The organism is Burkholderia sp. BCC1993, assembly GCF_905339865.1.
Taxonomy (GTDB): domain Bacteria; phylum Pseudomonadota; class Gammaproteobacteria; order Burkholderiales; family Burkholderiaceae; genus Burkholderia.
Map to the genome: position 1 here is coordinate 377,814 of NZ_CAJPGZ010000006.1, position 16,754 is coordinate 394,567.

The 16,754-nt window shown below is 61.8% G+C and carries 12 protein-coding genes; 5 read left to right on the forward strand and 7 right to left on the reverse strand.

The features are described from left to right. The first annotated feature begins 235 nt into the window (after positions 1–235). The gene (locus tag U4Y91_RS12635; protein WP_321805327.1) at positions 236–970 is read left to right on the forward strand and encodes a methyltransferase domain-containing protein; all 735 of its coding nucleotides are present in this window, start codon (positions 236–238) and stop codon (positions 968–970) included. Positions 971–1,347: 377 nt separating this feature from the next. Here U4Y91_RS12635 and U4Y91_RS12640 read toward each other — a convergent pair whose 3' ends face one another. Both U4Y91_RS12640 and U4Y91_RS12645 read right to left on the reverse strand, forming a co-directional pair. Continuing rightward, positions 1,348–2,529 carry a glycosyltransferase gene (locus U4Y91_RS12640; RefSeq protein ID WP_321805328.1) on the reverse strand — a complete coding sequence of 394 codons (1,182 nt, stop codon included), beginning with the start codon at positions 2,527–2,529 and terminating at the stop codon, positions 1,348–1,350. Positions 2,530–2,537: 8 nt separating this feature from the next. Continuing rightward, on the reverse strand, positions 2,538–5,285 hold the full coding sequence (locus U4Y91_RS12645) for a class I SAM-dependent methyltransferase (RefSeq protein ID WP_321805329.1): 2,748 nt from the start codon (positions 5,283–5,285) through the stop codon (positions 2,538–2,540). Positions 5,286–6,334: 1,049 nt separating this feature from the next. Between U4Y91_RS12645 and U4Y91_RS12650 the strand changes: the two genes are divergently transcribed. From U4Y91_RS12650 to U4Y91_RS12665, 4 genes are read left to right on the forward strand one after another with little or no spacing between them, the layout of a single operon-like run. Further along, a complete protein-coding gene (locus U4Y91_RS12650; RefSeq protein ID WP_321805330.1) occupies positions 6,335–7,144 on the forward strand; it encodes a glycosyltransferase family 2 protein in 810 nt (269 codons plus the stop codon). Continuing rightward, a complete protein-coding gene (locus U4Y91_RS12655; protein ID WP_321805331.1) occupies positions 7,141–8,106 on the forward strand; it encodes an SDR family oxidoreductase in 966 nt (321 codons plus the stop codon). Before U4Y91_RS12650 ends, U4Y91_RS12655 begins: the two co-directional genes overlap by 4 nt. Positions 8,107–8,111: 5 nt before the next feature. Next, positions 8,112–9,128, forward strand: a complete 1,017-nt coding sequence (locus U4Y91_RS12660; protein WP_321805332.1) for a glycosyltransferase family 4 protein — start codon at positions 8,112–8,114, stop codon at positions 9,126–9,128. A 12-nt stretch (positions 9,129–9,140) separates the two neighbouring features. Then, positions 9,141–11,024 carry a nucleoside-diphosphate sugar epimerase/dehydratase gene (locus U4Y91_RS12665; protein WP_321805333.1) on the forward strand — a complete coding sequence of 628 codons (1,884 nt, stop codon included), beginning with the start codon at positions 9,141–9,143 and terminating at the stop codon, positions 11,022–11,024. Between the two features lie 82 nt (positions 11,025–11,106). Here the strand turns inward: U4Y91_RS12665 and U4Y91_RS12670 are convergent, their stop codons facing one another. The 5 genes from U4Y91_RS12670 to U4Y91_RS12690 are packed head-to-tail and all read right to left on the reverse strand — an operon-like array spanning position 11,107 to position 16,535. Then, positions 11,107–12,213: a glycosyltransferase gene (locus U4Y91_RS12670; RefSeq protein WP_321805334.1), complete on the reverse strand. Its 1,107-nt coding sequence runs from the start codon at positions 12,211–12,213 to the stop codon at positions 11,107–11,109. A gap of 27 nt (positions 12,214–12,240) precedes the next feature. Beyond that, the gene (gene galE, locus U4Y91_RS12675; RefSeq protein WP_044846276.1) at positions 12,241–13,263 is read right to left on the reverse strand and encodes a UDP-glucose 4-epimerase GalE; all 1,023 of its coding nucleotides are present in this window, start codon (positions 13,261–13,263) and stop codon (positions 12,241–12,243) included. A 14-nt stretch (positions 13,264–13,277) separates the two neighbouring features. Beyond that, positions 13,278–14,414, reverse strand: a complete 1,137-nt coding sequence (locus U4Y91_RS12680; RefSeq protein ID WP_321805335.1) for a glycosyltransferase family 4 protein — start codon at positions 14,412–14,414, stop codon at positions 13,278–13,280. A 43-nt stretch (positions 14,415–14,457) separates the two neighbouring features. Further along, the gene (locus U4Y91_RS12685) at positions 14,458–15,282 is read right to left on the reverse strand and encodes a glycosyltransferase (protein WP_044846274.1); all 825 of its coding nucleotides are present in this window, start codon (positions 15,280–15,282) and stop codon (positions 14,458–14,460) included. Continuing rightward, entirely contained in the window at positions 15,279–16,535 is a 1,257-nt protein-coding gene (locus U4Y91_RS12690) for an oligosaccharide flippase family protein (protein WP_321805336.1), read from the reverse strand. The genes U4Y91_RS12685 and U4Y91_RS12690 overlap by 4 nt, the downstream gene beginning before the upstream one ends. Positions 16,536–16,754 lie beyond the last annotated feature (219 nt).

The following is a 16,754-nucleotide window of genomic DNA, read 5'->3' on the forward strand; positions in this document are numbered from 1 at the left end:
TTGGAACCGCCAGCGCCGCGATACGTCCAGGGCCGGCAGGTGCGGGATGCGCAGTGCGCGTCCGTTCAGGATCGCGAAGGCTAAGAGTTTTCTGGTGTGAGGTATCGGCAGATCGCCGAGTCGTCAAGATAACTGTTTAACGTCCCCTGATCTGGCTGTCGATGTCGGTAAGACAGTAGTGATTCATCGTCAGGTAATTGTTCGGTGCTCGACACGCATATGGAGGGAGTTCTGGATGCATCCATCCGCAATGGAAAACGGCAAGATTTTCTTCGATACCTACGTATCACAACTCGGGCCGGTCAAGCTTGTTGAGATCGGTTCGCAGAACGTCAATGGATCACTCAGAGAGGTTGCGCCGTCAAACGTCGACTATATTGGCGTTGATTTTGTCGAAGGGCGAGGCGTAGATGTTATCCTGGATGATCCTTATGTATTGCCATTCGAAACGTCTTCAGTCGATTTGGTTGTGAGTTCGTCCTGTTTCGAGCATTCGGAGATGTTTTGGCTTGTATTCAGTGAAGTGATGAGAACGCTCAAGCCGGCGGGTTTGTTTTTCTTGAATGTGCCGTCCAATGGCCCGTTTCACCGTTATCCGGTGGATTGCTGGCGATTTTACCCGGATTCGGCCAATGCCCTGGTAACCTGGGCGAAACGAACGGGTACCAACGCTGGTGTGCTTGAGTCATTCACAACTCCACAGAAGGATGATTATTGGAATGATTATCTGGCGGTTTTTATAAAAAACATCGAATATGCGCAGAAGCATCCAAACAGAATGCTTGATGGGCTCGAAGAATTCGCTAACGGAATGATTTATGGTGAGGCGAGTACCATCAATCCGGAAAACATGCCGCAGGATGTCAGTGAGAAGCGGCGCCTGATGCAAGAGGTGGGCAGACTGAAGGAAGAGCTTGATGAGCTCAAGCGAATGGTTGAGGCGAATAATAATAACGGACTAAAAGAGTAGCGATTTTGTGCTTCAAGCGGGGACGTGATCGAGTTCGCGGGATATCGATAGTTATTCAATTCCGTCGACGCATCCCGGTTATCCTGTCCAACTGCATGGTCACCTCGGCCGTCGGCTGGCGGTCGAGGTGATCAACGCCGCGTCGATCACCCTCAAAGGCACGGATCGAGCTAGCGGCGGGCGCTTGAACTACTCCACCGGATCAGGTTGCGCCCGCGCCAGGTTGCCGATCGGAGAACTGATAACGGCGTCAACGCGGTTCGAACCGGTGACGGTCCCATCCGCGTTGCCTGTTCGGTGACCGATAGGACCACGATCACGGTGCCCGGCCGTCTTTTTCGATACGCTGCGGGGCAGGAATTGCAGCCGCTTTTCCTTCAAGTGCCCAGCGTGGCAACACGTATCTTGTCGGCCTGTCGATCCCATCCATAAAACGATTTGCATTCGTTGAAGGCCCTGAGCGCTATGTCCGCATAGCTATCCGGGTTTCTAAGTCGTGCGATTGCAATCTCCAGCTTTTCTTCCCATTCATGAGATTTTGAAAGGTAACCAGTCTGATCATCCCGGATTGCCTTGTCGAAGGTATATGTCGGAGTGGCTATGGTCAATGTTCCTGTAATGGCTGCCTCAAAATACTTCAATTCGGATTTGCAATTCGTGAACGTATTGTCAATCAGCGGCGCAATATTGATCTCCGTCGATGCAATCAGGCGTTGCAGGTTCAAGAAATCCTGTAGCGGATGGCGATCAATTCGATCTACGTGAGGCTCCAAATACGGACCTGGCTCGAGAAAGCCGACAATGGTTAATCGTAGTTCGCTGTAACGATCGAGCAGTCTCGCGAGTGTTTGCGACACCACGGCGAAATCCCGGCGGTGGGTGGGAGTGCCGCTGAAATATCCGATATGAAAAGGTGCGGTGGTCCGGAATCCTGTTGCTTTCTTTTGATGAAAGAATGACTCGGATATTTCTTGTTGTTTGCGATTTAAGAAATTTGGAACAATTTTTGCCGTTAAATGAGGCGCGAACTCTTCGATCTTTTTGGCCAGAAATTGATTGGTGGTGATCGCAAAATCACACAATTTCAACAGGGTGCCGTGCCGAGCCATAAAGGCAAAGAAATCGTTTAGTGCGGCTTCATTGCTCGTATCCTGATCCAGCGTATCCAGAACCAAGTGTGTGTATTGCGTATTGAATACCAGATCGTCGATGTCGAAGCCGATGCGAATGCCGCGGCGATGCGCCATACTCACAAGATGCGCGTGTGCAGGGGTATATTTGCTTCGGCAAAATATCAGAACGTCGCAGGCGCCGATCACGGATTCCATCTGGGGAAGATCGCCGACATGAAACCACGACGCTGATACTTCATGCGCATTTACGTCATTGATGGCCTCGACCATGTTGAATGCACGGTATCGAAAAGTGCTGTTGTCGGGGTTGTCATAAAAATACGCAATGCGAGTTTCCCCGGCGCGCAGCATCGCCAAGCGCCTCTCAAAAGATAGCGACCATGGGTCGCTATATTCGATTTGCTCGGTTGAGATGGATTCAAACATCTATATTCCTAGTTCGTTTTGCTGGCGATCGAAGAAAACGCCTTGTCGAAAGATTGTGACCAATTTTTTGAGATGGAATTTTGGCTGGCGTTGGCAGATCTCTGCTCCATTTCCCGCGAAAGATTCAATGCTATTTTGATGCCGTCTTGCAGGGATTCAATATCCGTCTTTGTGCAAATAATATTCCTGGAGTATTTCTCAAGACCGGTCTTGCAGCCGTGTTGATTGGTCACCACGATTGCTCCGGTTGCGGCGAGATCGAACGGCGGATAACTAGGGTGAGGGGTATCCATGAGCGATAGACCGATATCCATGCTCGAAATCAGTTCAACGTAATTCTGCCAAGGAAGGTTCTGATGGAAGTACGGGCGGATGTTGTGCGGAAGGACCGCGTCCGGCATGTCTTTGCCAACGAAGTGAAACTCCCATTCCCGTGGGTCGAGCGTGCCGTCCTTCAGGCTCGTGACGATAACTTCAAGCCCGCGCCAATACAGGTTTCGCAGATTGTTGGGACGGGCATAGAAGAAGAAGCGTCTCTTTTCGCCAGGCAAAGGCTGGCGTCGATTCACGACGTCAGGCAGAAACGGGAATGACGGTTCGAACCAGGTGCCGTTGGCGGCTACATTCGCCAGGGCATCCGGACCGGAAGTGAGGTGATTGAACAATATTTCGCTGTTGACCACGACAGTAATATCGGGGTCGCTGATGGTTTCCGTGCAACGTAGACGCTCGTCGCCAAACGGATAGAACATGCGTTCATCTTCCTGCAGGAGATAGACGATCTGCGATGGCGCGCAAACTTGACGAACCGAGCGAGTGGTCCACCACGACGTGGTGACAAAGATCTCGTCATTGCCGATCGGAACGGCGTACCCGTCTTTCGGCGGGGAAAAGATGAACTCGATATTGTCATCCCAATCTATATCGTTGAGTTTCAAGATGGTGCCGAACGCAGTCGGATCCGCGACTTCCGTGCGGGTGACGAGGCGAAGCTTGACGCCGAGTCGCTTGGCAAGCGACGTAGCGAAGACGATCGCAGTGCCCACACCGCCGAACAGACTGCCGGGGCTGATGCTGTCGGTAACCATGGTGATGCGGCGCGGCTCGCCTGGAACGGGATAGACGCGCAACGGGCGCGTGTTGTTGAAATGGTCGGCGATTAGTTCGTCCGCAAACACGACGCTCGGTACAGGTCGCTGCCGAGTTGCGGTCTCGGTGGCCTTGGCGACGGCAGGCATGAGCTGCGGAGTCGTAGCCGGCTGGATTTGGAGTCCTTCTCTTTTACCTTGCAGTTCGTAATGAACCAGCGGGTTCATTTGGGCGGTTGTGACTTCAGGATATTGTGCAACGTACCACCTTGCGTCGAATCGATTGCTCGGATTGCGATGGTCGGAGCCTCCCACGATCGCATAATGAACTGCGGCGGACAGGCCGGAATGACGAACATCGTCATACTGAGTGATGTACCAGTTCGCATCGAACAACTCCGAGTTTTCGATGATCGCGGCCTCACGCAGCTTGGCCCGCCGAGTGGCGAGCATTCGCGGCAGATTGCCACGGAGGGTGGACACCACCAGCCGCGCGCTCCCCCTGAATGTTCGCCTGACGCGTGGATGACGCGCAAAAAATTCGCGTACCGGCTGCGTGGCGCGCCAGAACGTGCTGTGCTCGATCACGGCTCTCGTTGTTCGCTCCGCATCGCGCTCCTTCTCGGAAAATCCGAGTGCCGCTTCAAGTGCCGAGATGTGCTCCTTTAGACCGGCTATCGAATGAGCTTGAGCGTCAGACTCCGCTTCGACTTGAGACCGTAATCGTTGCAAGTCTCGTTCTGCTGAACGGGCTTTTGCTTCCGCATCGAATAATTGCGTCGACAGCTGCGTGATGGTGTTCTCGTGGCCTGCTGCGAGTTCCGAATTATGCGTTGCCTGCCTGTCGTTCAACTGTGCCTGAAAGGTCTGATGCAACGACTGAAAATGCTCGGCGTTCGCCAGCAATTGCTGCTCCGCCTCCCAGCGTTCTCCCAGCAGCGAGAATCGGTGTCGAATTGTTGCTGCCTGTTGCTCGGGCAAATTTGCGATCTTGAGTAGATCGGCTGGCGGATTTTTGCCGACAAGAAGGACGCCAAGGCCATGCCCGTGAATGAATTCAAATGCAGGGAATTCAGTTCGAAGTTCCGCCCAGAGCTTCCACACCCCGAAATCGTGGTGGCGCTCATTCGTGTCGTGAAACAGGACGACCGCTCTATCGCTTAATTTGCGTTTCCAAGTATCGAAGTCGTGACTCACTGCATCGTACGAGTGCAGTCCATCGATGTGCAACAAGTCGACACTGCCATCGTCGAAATGCTCGACTGCCTCGTCGAATGTCGAGCGAATCAGCGTCGAGAAGGAAGAGAAGCGTGCTCGGTGATATTGGGAGAGGTCGGCAAAAATCTCTTCGCCGTATTTGCCTGCGTGCTCGTCTCCCGCCCATGTGTCTACCGCATAGCATCGTGCCGGTACCGTGTGTCGCTCTACCGACGTGCAAAGCGCAGCATAGGACACACCGGTGTGCGTGCCGAGCTCGACGACGATCCGCGGCCGTGTGACGCCTACCAGCCAGTGTGCAAACGGGATATGTCCACACCAGGCGCTATGTGCATCTACTCGGTCTGCTCGCCAGAACAGGGAGGCGAGCTGAGGGGCGAGGAAGGGTTCAATCGAGGAGGGGGCGGACTCCGCGTCCGACGTGATCGCGTGAGGTACAGCAGAGTTCATACTCACCTTGTGATGAATTGACGATGTCCTAATTATAGAGACGTAGCGATCAGATCGTCGTGAGGAAAACTGGGGGGCAAAGGCTCCATATCGCTTCGCGTCCCAGGTGCGTGACCCGCCGTCGCGCGGATGAGGACAGCGTGGATGGTAAGGCCTGATGACACGGGTGATGCGGCAGCGGGAGAATCCGAGCGCGACGACGGTGGGATTCCCGGTGCACTCGCTGTTCGGTTCCGATTACTTCTCGAAATTCTGGCGATCGCGGTGCTAGTGCTGCTTCCGAGAAGCGCGTTTGAGACGGCGAAGATTTTCGGTGACTGGGGTCGGCATCGTAGTCCATACGGCCTCACACTACGATTGATGCACCCATGGTGCGTCGAAACTGGCATGGTGAGTATGCGTTGGACCCGAAATAGGAATGTTTCTTGTTGTAATGTCCGAACGTCACGGCCGGATTCTGCACCACTGTTTTCGAATCCGGTCTCGGCATGAAACCACGTAATCGAACTCCCTCGTCTTCACGAAGCTCTCTGCTGTGCAGATTAATCAAGGGCTCCCCTGGGGGCTCGCAGCATGCGATGGAACCGCTCGGGTTTGCCGCTTCATGAGGCAAATATCTGAAAGTGCCTGCATGGCAACGCGGTGCATCGTGAGATCTGGCCGTCGCCACCGTCTGCGAACTCGGTTTCCTGACGTTAGCGGAGCGACGCTGATCGCCTGTCTCGTATACGTCGTCGACATTCGTAATCCGAATGATGTCTGGAAGGCACTTGAAAGGCGGGACCAGTTCGGTTCGCATACGGATGTCGCGGTATTCCGCTGTGATGTCTAGCCTGCGTGCTTTCGCGACCTCGCGGAACGCGTTGATCGATGGCACGTCGGTGACCGGTCCGGCGAGACCATGAATGTGAAATGTGGCAAGCCCGGTTGCGCGAGCGGATGACTGTGGCACACTTGACTGCGTTTCGTCCCTTCATCGATCCTGTCAGAACGTGGCATCTCCTCTCGGTAAGTCTTTTTCACCCCCGCCCACGACGGGGGACAATGCATTGTCGGTTTCCGTCGTGACTTATTACTCCGACGAGGGCATGCTCACGCAGACGTTTTTGAGCCTGATCGCAGCAGTCGAGAGGTTGCGGGCGTCGCGCCCCGGATTGGCCGTGAGCGTCTGTCTTGCAGACAACGGCGGCGACGCGACGAAATTGGCATCGGCGGGAGAGGCGTTCTCGAACGTTGGGATCGATTGCAGGGTACTGACTGGCCACGGCAATGTCGGATATGCACAAGGCCACAATCTCTCGATCAGCATGGCGGAGAGCGACTATCACCTCGTCCTCAATCCCGATATCGACATGGTGCCCGATGCGCTCGAGAAGGGGCTCGATTTCCTCGATGCACATCGCGACGCCGGGTTGTTGACGCCGCAGATTGGCGATGATGGCGGCTGTATCCAGTATCTATGCCGGCGTTACCCTGCGCTGTTCGACCTGCTCGTACGGGGCTTCCTGCCGGCTCGCATCCGGCAATGGTTCGCCGGACGCCTCTCCCACTACGAAATGCGCGACGTGATCAACGATCACGACATCGTCTGGGATCCACCCATCGTCAGCGGCTGCTTCATGCTGTTCCGCACGGAAGTGCTGAAGAAACTGGGCGGTTTCGACCCGCGCTATTTCCTCTACTTCGAGGACTACGATCTCAGCCTGCGCACGCACGATGTCGCGCGCGTCGCGTATGTGCCGTCGGTCCGCGTGATCCATCACGGCGGTGGCGCGTCCCGCAAGGGCTTCGCGCACATCCGCATGTTCGCGGCATCCGCGTTCAAGTTCTACAACCGTTTCGGCTGGAGGCTGTGGTGAGTCATCTCGTCGTGACCGGTGCAAACGGCTTCGTCGGCCGCGCGGTATGCCGCCGCGCGCTGGAGGCCGGACATACCGTGACCGCCCTGGTGAGGCGCCCGGGCGGCTGCGTCGACGGCGTGCGCGAATGGGTGCATGACGCCGCCGATTTCGATAGCCTCGATGAAGCGTGGCCGACCGATCTCGCCGCGGATGGCGTGATCCATCTTGCCGCCCGCGTGCACGTGATGCGCGACGAGTCGCCGGATCCCGACGCCGCATTCGACGCGACCAACGTCGCTGGTACCTTGCGTCTCGCTAAAGCCGCGCGCCAGCATGGCGTGCGCCGCATCGTTTACGCGAGCAGCATCAAGGCGGTTGGCGAGAGCGATGGCGGGGTACCGCTGTCGGAAGCGGTGAGTCCCGACCCGCAGGACGCCTACGGCCGCTCGAAGCTGCGCGCGGAGCGGCAGCTGGCACAGTTCGGTGCGGCGAACGGGCTCGACGTCGTGGTCGTGCGCCCGCCACTCGTCTACGGTCCGACCGTCCGCGCCAACTTCCTGCGCATGATGGACGCAGTTGCGCGCGGGATGCCGCTGCCGCTCGGTTCCATCCCGGCACGCCGCAGCATCGTCTACGTCGACAACCTGGCCGACGCACTGCTGCAATGCGCAATCGATCCGCGTGCGGCCGGAGAATGCTTCCACGTCGCCGACGACGACGCGCCGTCGGTCACGGGCCTGTTGCGCCTGGTCGGCGACGCGCTTGGCAAGCCGGCGCGCCTGATCGCTGTCCCTTCCGCCGTGCTGCGAGCGCTCGGCGCGCTGACCGGCCGCCGCGCGGCGATCGACCGCCTGACCGGCAGCCTGCAGCTCGATACGGGTCGGATCGCGCGCGTGCTCGACTGGCATCCGCCTTATACGACAAGACAAGGCCTCGAAGCGACGGCCGCATGGTATCGTTCGCGCGACACACAACAATAATCGCCATGTTTCTCCCGATATCCACGTGGCCCGAAGCGGCCGCGGTGGCGCTGGCCGCCGCCATCGCGTCCACGGCCATCCTGCGCGTGCTGCTCGCGACCGGCCTTGCGTGGCGCCTTGCCACCGACATTCCGAACGACCGTTCGCTCCATACGCTGCCGACGCCGCGTGTCGGCGGATGGGGCATCGTACCGGTCTGCGTCGTTGCGCTGTTCGCGCTGGCGCCGCACTTGTGGCTGATCGCCATCGCCGCCGCCGGACTCGCCGCGATGTCCCAGATCGACGACCGGCGCGGGCTGCCCGCCCGCGTGCGGTTCTCGGCGCACCTCGCGGCGGTCGTCGCGCTGATCGCCGTGTTCCCGGCCGACGCACCGTGGTGGCTGCTGGTCGGCATCGGCTTCGCGATGGTCTGGCTGACGAACCTGTACAACTTCATGGACGGCGCCGACGGCCTCGCGGGCGGCATGGCGCTGTTCGGCTTCGGCGCGTATGCGGTCGCGGCGCTGATCGGCCCGATGCCGTCATCGGATCTGGCCGTGGCCGGCTCGGCCGTCGCCGGCGCCGCGCTCGGCTTTCTGCTGCTGAATTTCCACCCGGCCCGGCTGTTTCTCGGCGATGCGGGCTCGATTCCGCTCGGATTCCTGGCCGGTGCGCTCGGCTATTGGGGCTGGCGGGCCGGGGTCTGGCCGATCTGGTTTCCGGCGCTGGTGTTCGCGCCCTTTATTGTCGACGCATCTGTAACACTTTTGAGACGACTGTTACGCGGCGAAAAGTTCTGGCAAGCGCACCGGGAGCATTATTATCAAAGGATGGTCCGAGCGGGCGTAGGTCACCGCCGGACCGCTCTTTATTGGTACCTCATCATGCTCGCAGGCATAATCGTCGCCGTGTGGGCAAAGGGCCGCCCGGAACTGCAGCAGTGGCTGTCGTTCTTCGCGTGGTACGGCGTCCTGGCATGTATCGGACTGGTCATCGACATGCGCTGGCGCCGGTTTCAGTCGGCCGCCGAAAATAACTCTTGAGGTTTCCCGCCGATGTTGCGATCCAAAGCATCATGGCTTTCGCTGAGCGCTTTCCTGTTTGACCTGACGGCGGTCACCGCCGCGTGGTTATTCGCCTATCTCGTCCGATTCAACGGCAGCGTTCCGTCCGATTTCATGGGCGGCGCGCTGACGGCGCTCGTCTGGGTGCTGCCCGTCTACGCGCTGATGTTCCACGTGTTCGGCCTGTATCGCGGCCTGTGGGTGTTCGCGAGCCTTCCGGACCTGGTTCGGATTTCGAAGGCGGTGATTGGCGGCGGCGTGATCGTGATGATCGGCGCCGTGATGTTCCAGCCGTCGCCGATCATCCCGCGCTCGGTGTTGCTCGTGTCGCCGCTGATGCTGTTCCTCGCGATGGGCGGCGCTCGCGCGCTGTACCGCGCAACGAAGGAGTTCTACCTGTACGGCGGGCTCGTCGGGCAGGGCAAGCCGGTGCTCGTGCTCGGCGCCGGCACGGCCGGCGCGAGCCTCGCGCGCGAACTGTCGCGTTCGGGGGAATGGCGTCTGGTGGGCCTCCTCGACGACGATCCGACCAAGCAGGGGCGCGAGATCTACGGCTACAAGGTGCTGGGCTCGTTCAACGACCTGAAGCACTGGACCGATGCGATGAAGGTCGAATACGCGATCATCGCGATTCCGTCGGCATCCGTTGAAACACAGCGCCGCGTTGCGACATTGTGCGTGCGCGCCGGCGTGAAGGCGATGGTGCTGCCATCGCTGACCGCGCTGATGCCGGGGCAGGGGTTCCTGTCCCAGGTACGGAACATCGACCTCGAGGACTTGCTCGGACGCGATGCCGTGACGATCGACACGCCGCACGTCGAGGCGTTGCTGCGCGGCCGCGTCGTGATGGTAACCGGCGCGGGCGGTTCGATCGGTTCCGAGCTGTGCCGGCAGATCCTCCGCTTCAAGCCGGCGCAACTGGTTGCGTTCGATCTCTCCGAATATGCGATGTACCGGCTCGCCGAGGAACTGCGCGAGCGCTTCCCCGACCAGCCCATCGTGCCGATCATCGGCGATGCGAAGGATTCGCTGCTGCTCGACCAGGTGATGTCGCGCTATGCGCCGCATATCGTCTTCCACGCGGCCGCGTACAAGCACGTGCCGTTGATGGAGGAGCACAACGCGTGGCAGGCGCTGCGCAACAACGTGCTGGGCACCTATCGCGTCGCCCGCTCGGCGATCCGCCACAACGTGCGCCATTTCGTGCTGATTTCGACCGACAAGGCCGTCAATCCGACCAATGTGATGGGCGCGAGCAAGCGGCTCGCCGAGATGGCGTGCCAGGCGTTGCAGCAGACGAGCGAAGGCACGCAGTTCGAGACGGTGCGTTTCGGCAACGTGCTCGGCAGTGCCGGCAGCGTGATCCCGAAGTTCCAGCAGCAGATCGCGAAGGGCGGCCCGGTGACGGTCACGCATCCCGAGATCACGCGCTTCTTCATGACGATTCCGGAAGCGTCGCAACTCGTGCTGCAGGCGTCGAGCATGGGGCGCGGCGGCGAGATCTTCATTCTCGACATGGGCGAGCCGGTCAAGATCGTGGATCTCGCGCGCGATCTGATCCGTCTCTACGGCTTCTCGGAAGGGCAGATCCGGATCGAATTCACGGGGCTGCGTCCGGGCGAGAAACTCTACGAGGAACTGCTCGCGGACGACGAGACGACCACGCGCACGCCGCATCCGAAGCTGCGGATCGCGCGGGCCCGGGAAGTGCCGGACCATCTGCTCGACGAGCTGTTGCCGTGGCTGATGCAGCACCGCGTGCTGAGCGACGACGAGGTGCGGCGGGATCTGCGGCGCTGGGTGCCGGAATATCAGACGACCGTCGCCCCGGTGCTGCAGAGCGTGCCGATGGCGCGAGCCGTATCGAACGAATGAGCGCTCGCGGACGCCGCCCACGTTGGCCCCGAGCATGAAAAAAGCGCCCTGCGAGGCGCTTTTTTCGTTTTGGGTGCCGGACTCACTGCCCGCGCCTCTCCTTCCTCACCACCATCCACCGCGGCGCCTTGAACCTGACGATGCTGAGATAAAGCCACACATACGTCAGCGCGAACAGCACGACGAACACGAACAGGTGCACCGTGTGCCGCCAGAACAGCGTCGCCGGAATCACCGCAACGAGGCACAGCAGCCAAAGATAAGGCGACGTCAGCGAATTCCGCCGCGTGAGGTCGTGCGCATGCTTCGTCCCGACGGCCCAGCGCATCAGCCGCTTGTACACGAGCATATGAAGATGCACGCCGTCCGGAATCCCCGGCGACATCCCGCGGATGAACTTCTTCCGGTAGATCGAGAAACACGTCTCGAAGATCGGATACATGAACAGCAGCACCGGATACCACGCCGACACTTCGCGATTGCGCATCACGAGCATGATCGCGAGTTCGGCGAGCATGAAGCCGATGAAATACGCGCCGCCGTCGCCGAGGAAGATCAGCCCCGCGGGGAAATTCCACAGGAAGAAGCCGAGCACGGCGCCCATCATGATGATCGACGCGGACATCACGACCGGGTCGTTGACGTGGAACGCAACATACGCAAGCGACGCGAACATCATGAAGCTGACCATCGACGCGAGCCCGTTGAAGCCGTCGATGATGTTGATCGCGTTGGCCAGCGCCGCGACCGCGAGCACCGTGATGAACGCCGAGATGGCCACGTAGCCGAGCAGGAAGTCGAGCGGCGGCACGCTGATCCGCTTGACCGCGATGCCCAGCAGCCAGAACGCCAGCGCGGCCGCGCCCATCGTGCACAGCAGCCGCGCGCGCGGCGACACGCGCTTGGTCAGGTCCTCGACGAGGCCCGACAGGAACGCCGGCATCCCGCACGCGACGATCCCGAGAATGCTGCCGGCGATCGTCGGATAGCGCCGCGACACGAGCAGCGCGGCGATGACGACCCCGGCGAGGATCCCGATGCCCCCGACGCGCGGCACCGGCCGCACGTGGAATTTCTGCACGCCGGCCAGGTCGCTGTCGACCGAAAATTTCTCGTGCAGATGCGCATAGCGCACGATGAACAACGTGACGAGCAGGGAGACGATGAAGCCGGACGCGAAGCTGAGCATGGGATCGCTCGAAAAATGGACAGCGGATTATACAAAACCGCGGGGGTTCCCCTCCTGCCATTTCCAGTGGTCGGCGCACATCTCGTCGATTCCGAGCGTCGCGCGCCAGCCGATGAGGTCGGCCGCGGCCTGCGGATTCGCATAGCACTCGGCGATGTCGCCCGGGCGGCGCGCGACGAGTTCGTATGGCACCGGGCGGCCCGACGCCTTCTCGAACGCGCGCACGACTTCCAGCACGCTGTAGCCCTGGCCCGTGCCGAGGTTCACGACGAAGCTCGCATCGCGCTTCGCGAGCGCGTCGAGCGCGGCGATGTGCCCCTTCGCGAGATCGACGACGTGGATGTAGTCGCGCACGCCGGTGCCGTCCGGCGTCGGGTAGTCGGAGCCGAACACGCGCAGCTTCTCGAGCTTGCCGACCGCGACCTGCGCGACGTACGGCATCAGGTTGTTCGGGATGCCGGCCGGATCCTCGCCGATCAGCCCGCTCGCATGCGCGCCGACCGGGTTGAAGTAGCGCAGCGTCGCGATGCGCCACGACGGGTCCGATACCTCGAGATCGCGCAGGACCTGCTCGGCGATCAGCTTCGACTGGCCGTACGGGTTGGTGGCCGACAACGGGAACGATTCGTCGATCGGCGAGCGCTCCGGCACGCCGTACACGGTGGCAGACGAGCTGAACACGAACTGCCGCACGTTGCGCTCGCGCATGATCTTGAGCACCGAGAGCAGTCCGCCGAGGTTGTTCTGGTAGTACTCGAGCGGCTTCGCGACCGATTCGCCGACCGCCTTGAGCGCCGCGAAATGGATCGTGCCCGTGATCGGATGCGCGTCGAACACCTTCGCGAGCGCGGCTTCGTCGCACACGTCGACCTGGTGGAACGCGGGCGTCCTGCCGGTGATCCGCTCGATGCGCCGGACGGACTCGGCCTTGCTGTTGACGAGGTTGTCGACGATCACGACATCGTAGCCGTTGTCGAGCAGCTCGACGGCCGTGTGCGAGCCGATATAGCCCGCACCGCCGGTAACGAGGATGGTGCCTTTAGCGGTCATGCTGATGCGCTCCTTCAGAGTGTGATGCCGGTCAATGTATGAATGGTCTGCCGGTAGCGTTCGACGACCTGCTGCTCGTCGAATTCCGCGCTCACCTTGCGGCGGCCGCGCGCGCCCATCGCGTCGCGTCCGGCGGTCCCGAGTTCGATCATGCGGATCAGCTGCTCCGCGAGGCTCGCACTGTCGCGCACGCGGCACAGGAAGCCGGTTTCGCCGTCGGCGACGATGTCGCGGCAACCCGGCACGTCGGTCGCGACGATCGGACGGCTCATCGCGGACGCTTCCATCAGCGTGCGCGGCACGCCCTCGCGGTACGACGGCAGCACGACGCAGTCGGCCGCCGCGATGTGCGGGCGCACGTCGTGCGCCTCGCCGAGATACTCGACGACACCTTCGCCGACCCACGCGTCGACGTCCGCGCGGCCGATCGCGCTCGGATTGTCGACGCCGAGCGGCCCGAGCAGCTGGAAGCGCGCGTCCGGGTAGCGATCCCGCACGACGCGCGCGGCCTCGACGTATTCGCGCACGCCCTTGTCCCACAGCAGCCGGCCGATCAGGATGAACACGGGGCCACGGCCGGCGGGCAGCGGCACCGGCGCGAACTGGTCGAGATCGACGCCTTCGCCGTGCAGCAACCGCGCGCGTTCGGGGTGCGCGAGCAGCTGCTCGTCGGTGAAGGTCGCGAGATCGTCGCGGTTCAGGAACCAGACTTCACGCGGAAAGCGGAACGCGAACCGGTACAGGCGCTTCGCGACGCTCGCCGCACGGCTTTTCTGGATGAACACGTAGCCGAGGCCGGTGGTGACCGCGATCGACGGCACGCGCGCGAGCCACGCGGCGATCGACCCGTAGATGTTCGGCTTGATCGTGTAATGGAACACGAGATCGGGCTCGAGCGCGCGGTAATGGCGCACCAGCGCGGCAAGCGTGCCGAGATCCTCGCGCGGGCTCGTGCCTTTCGACGCGACGGCGAGCGCGACGTAGCGGCAACCCATCTGCTCGAGCAACGGCACCGTGCGGTCGTGCGGCGCGATCACGATGACCTCGGCGCCGCGCGCGACGAGCGCACGGATCAGCCCGTGGCGGTACGTGTAGATCGCCCAGGCCGTGTTGCAGACGAGCGCGATGCGCAGCGAGGAGGTAGCGGACATGAAAAAAAGAAAAAAATAAAGCGTCGAAAATGCCGGAGGCGGACTACGCGGACGGCCGCGCCGCGAACAGCGTCTGCTTGATCCGCTGCAGCGTACGGTACGGCGTCACGAAATGCAGCAGGTTCTTGGCGAGGCCGGCCCAGTCGTACGGGTTCAGCACGTTGAAGTGCCGCAGCAGCAGCGATAGCGTCGAGATCAGCTGGCGGCGGCGCTTGGTCGCGCTGATCCCGCCCTCGTTGAGCTCGTAGTAGAGGCCGAGCTCGGGCAGGTTCGCGCAATCGTAGCGTTGCATTAACCGTAAAAAAAGATCGAGATCCTCGGCCGCGCGATACTTCGCGCGGTAATTGCCGACTTCGCGCACGGCGTCGATGCGCAGCATGACCGACGGATGCACGAGCGGCGAGCGCAGGAAGCGCGTGCGGCGCAGCGTGCGCGGGTCGGCGGGCGGGGTCAGCATGAAGCGCGGCTCGCCGGCACGCGACACGACCTGGGTCCACATGCCGACGCAGGCCACGCGCGGGTGCGCATCGAGATACGCGCGCTGCTTCGCGAGGCGCCGCGGCGCGGCGAGGTCGCCGGCGTCGATGCGGGCCGCAAAGCGGAAGCCGCGCGCCGCGAGCGCGTCGATGCCGGCCTCGAGCGCGCGCTCGATGCCGCCGTTGCGCGGCATGCGCAGCACCTCGACCGCAAGGCCGGGCAGGTCGGGCGCCACGATCGGCGGCGTGCTGCCGTCATCGACGATCAGCACGTGCACCGGCGCGTCCTCGCGAAACGACGCGAGGGTGCGCACGACGTCGTCGTGGCCGTTGTAGGCCGGCATCAGCACGGCCACGTCGTCGAGCGGGGGCGGGCAATCGGGAGACGTCATGGGCGCAGCTTGAAATGAATGTAATAAAAATTAACGGCGGCGGCGGCCACATAGCCGGCCGCCAGCCCGACGAGCGCGCCGTACAGGCCGAGCAGGGGGATGGCGAACACGTTGACGAGCGCGGCAATCGCGAGCGCGAGCACCCATTTCGCCAGCAACACGAATTTTGCTTGATATTTGAGAACGATAAGATTGCCTATCGCCTCGATGCCGGCCGGCACGGACAGCCAGACCGCCCAGCGGAAGATGTCGACCGACGCTTCGTAGCCGTGCCCGAACACCTTGCCGACGATGAGCGGCGCGGCCGCGTCCAGCACCAGCGCGCCGGCCGTCATCAGGCCGGCGGTCATCACGATCAGCCGGACGATGTTGCGGCGCAGCCGCGCGACGTCCTGTACGCGGTACACGAACGCGGGCGCGATGGTCTGCGCGAGCATCAGCGCGAGCGTGATCCAGTTCTCGTTGAGCTGCTGGGCCGCCGAGTAGCGGCCGAGGTCGGCGAACGACACGTGACGCTCGAGCATCAGGCGGTCGAGCTTCAGGAACAGGTACATGCAGATCAGGCCGAGCCAGAACACGGTGCCGGCGGTGGCAAAGTGCCTGAACAGCGGTTTGTCGAACGTCCAGCCGAGCGCGCCGCCGTTACGATGGCGGAAGTAGAGCAGCAGCGCGAAGCCGATCACGGCGGCCTCCAGCGCCCACAGCCACGCGAAGCGGGCGGGGCCGGCGGCCGCGCGGACCAGCAGCCAGACGAGCAGCGCCTTCGCCAGCGCCGTGACCATGCTGGTCACGAGCTGCGGCTTGCTGTAGGTCATGCTCTGCAGCCACGCGTTGATCACGCCGACGAACGGCTCGCGGAACACCATCGTGACCGCGAGGCCCGCGAGCATCGCGCCGACGAGCGGATCGAACGCGCCGGCGCCGATCGCGATCCAGGTCGCGACGAGCGCGACGGCGGACACGCCGATGCGCAGCACGAAGGCGCTGCCGAGCACCGCGCCGAGTTGCGCGGGCGGGCGCTGGACGATGGTCGGAACCAGGATTTCGGCGCCGCACACCCAGGTGAGCGGCGCCAGTACGAGGAGAAGCGTATTCGCATACTGCCATTTGCCGAACACGTCCGGCCCGAAATAACGGGCCAGAAGACCGCTGATCGCGATCGCGACGCCGATCTGCGTGAGCCGTTCGAGCCCCAGCCAGACGAGATTCGCGACGGCCTTCGCGACGTCCGGGTTGCCGAATCGCTTCAGCATGCGGGGCAGCCGCGCGCGCGGGAGGCGGCCGGCAGGGCGCCCGAAGGCGGCGGGTTGGCGGCGGCGGAACGGCTAGGCATTAAAATGGACAAAATACGCGTCATCAAAACCCGCGATTATAAGTTGGATCGGGGCCGCTCCAGCCGTCCCGTTCCTTGTTCCGCAAGGCCCGCATGTACGATGGCCGGCATGCGCGAAAGGCGGCCAGATTATTTTCCA

What these genes read in the sequence shown, in the direction of transcription:
- U4Y91_RS12680 (WP_321805335.1), bottom strand. Translation starts at nt 14,414, where the DNA reads ATGTCCGCTACCTCCTCGCTGCGCATCGCGCTCGTCTGCAACACGGCC.
- U4Y91_RS12640 (WP_321805328.1), bottom strand. Translation starts at nt 2,529, where the DNA reads ATGTTTGAATCCATCTCAACCGAGCAAATCGAATATAGCGACCCATGG.
- galE (WP_044846276.1), bottom strand. Translation starts at nt 13,263, where the DNA reads ATGACCGCTAAAGGCACCATCCTCGTTACCGGCGGTGCGGGCTATATC.
- U4Y91_RS12660 (WP_321805332.1), top strand. Translation starts at nt 8,112, where the DNA reads ATGTTTCTCCCGATATCCACGTGGCCCGAAGCGGCCGCGGTGGCGCTG.
- U4Y91_RS12635 (WP_321805327.1), top strand. Translation starts at nt 236, where the DNA reads ATGCATCCATCCGCAATGGAAAACGGCAAGATTTTCTTCGATACCTAC.
- U4Y91_RS12690 (WP_321805336.1), bottom strand. Translation starts at nt 16,535, where the DNA reads ATGCTGAAGCGATTCGGCAACCCGGACGTCGCGAAGGCCGTCGCGAAT.
- U4Y91_RS12645 (WP_321805329.1), bottom strand. Translation starts at nt 5,285, where the DNA reads ATGAACTCTGCTGTACCTCACGCGATCACGTCGGACGCGGAGTCCGCC.
- U4Y91_RS12665 (WP_321805333.1), top strand. Translation starts at nt 9,141, where the DNA reads ATGTTGCGATCCAAAGCATCATGGCTTTCGCTGAGCGCTTTCCTGTTT.
- U4Y91_RS12685 (WP_044846274.1), bottom strand. Translation starts at nt 15,282, where the DNA reads ATGACGTCTCCCGATTGCCCGCCCCCGCTCGACGACGTGGCCGTGCTG.
- U4Y91_RS12670 (WP_321805334.1), bottom strand. Translation starts at nt 12,213, where the DNA reads ATGCTCAGCTTCGCGTCCGGCTTCATCGTCTCCCTGCTCGTCACGTTG.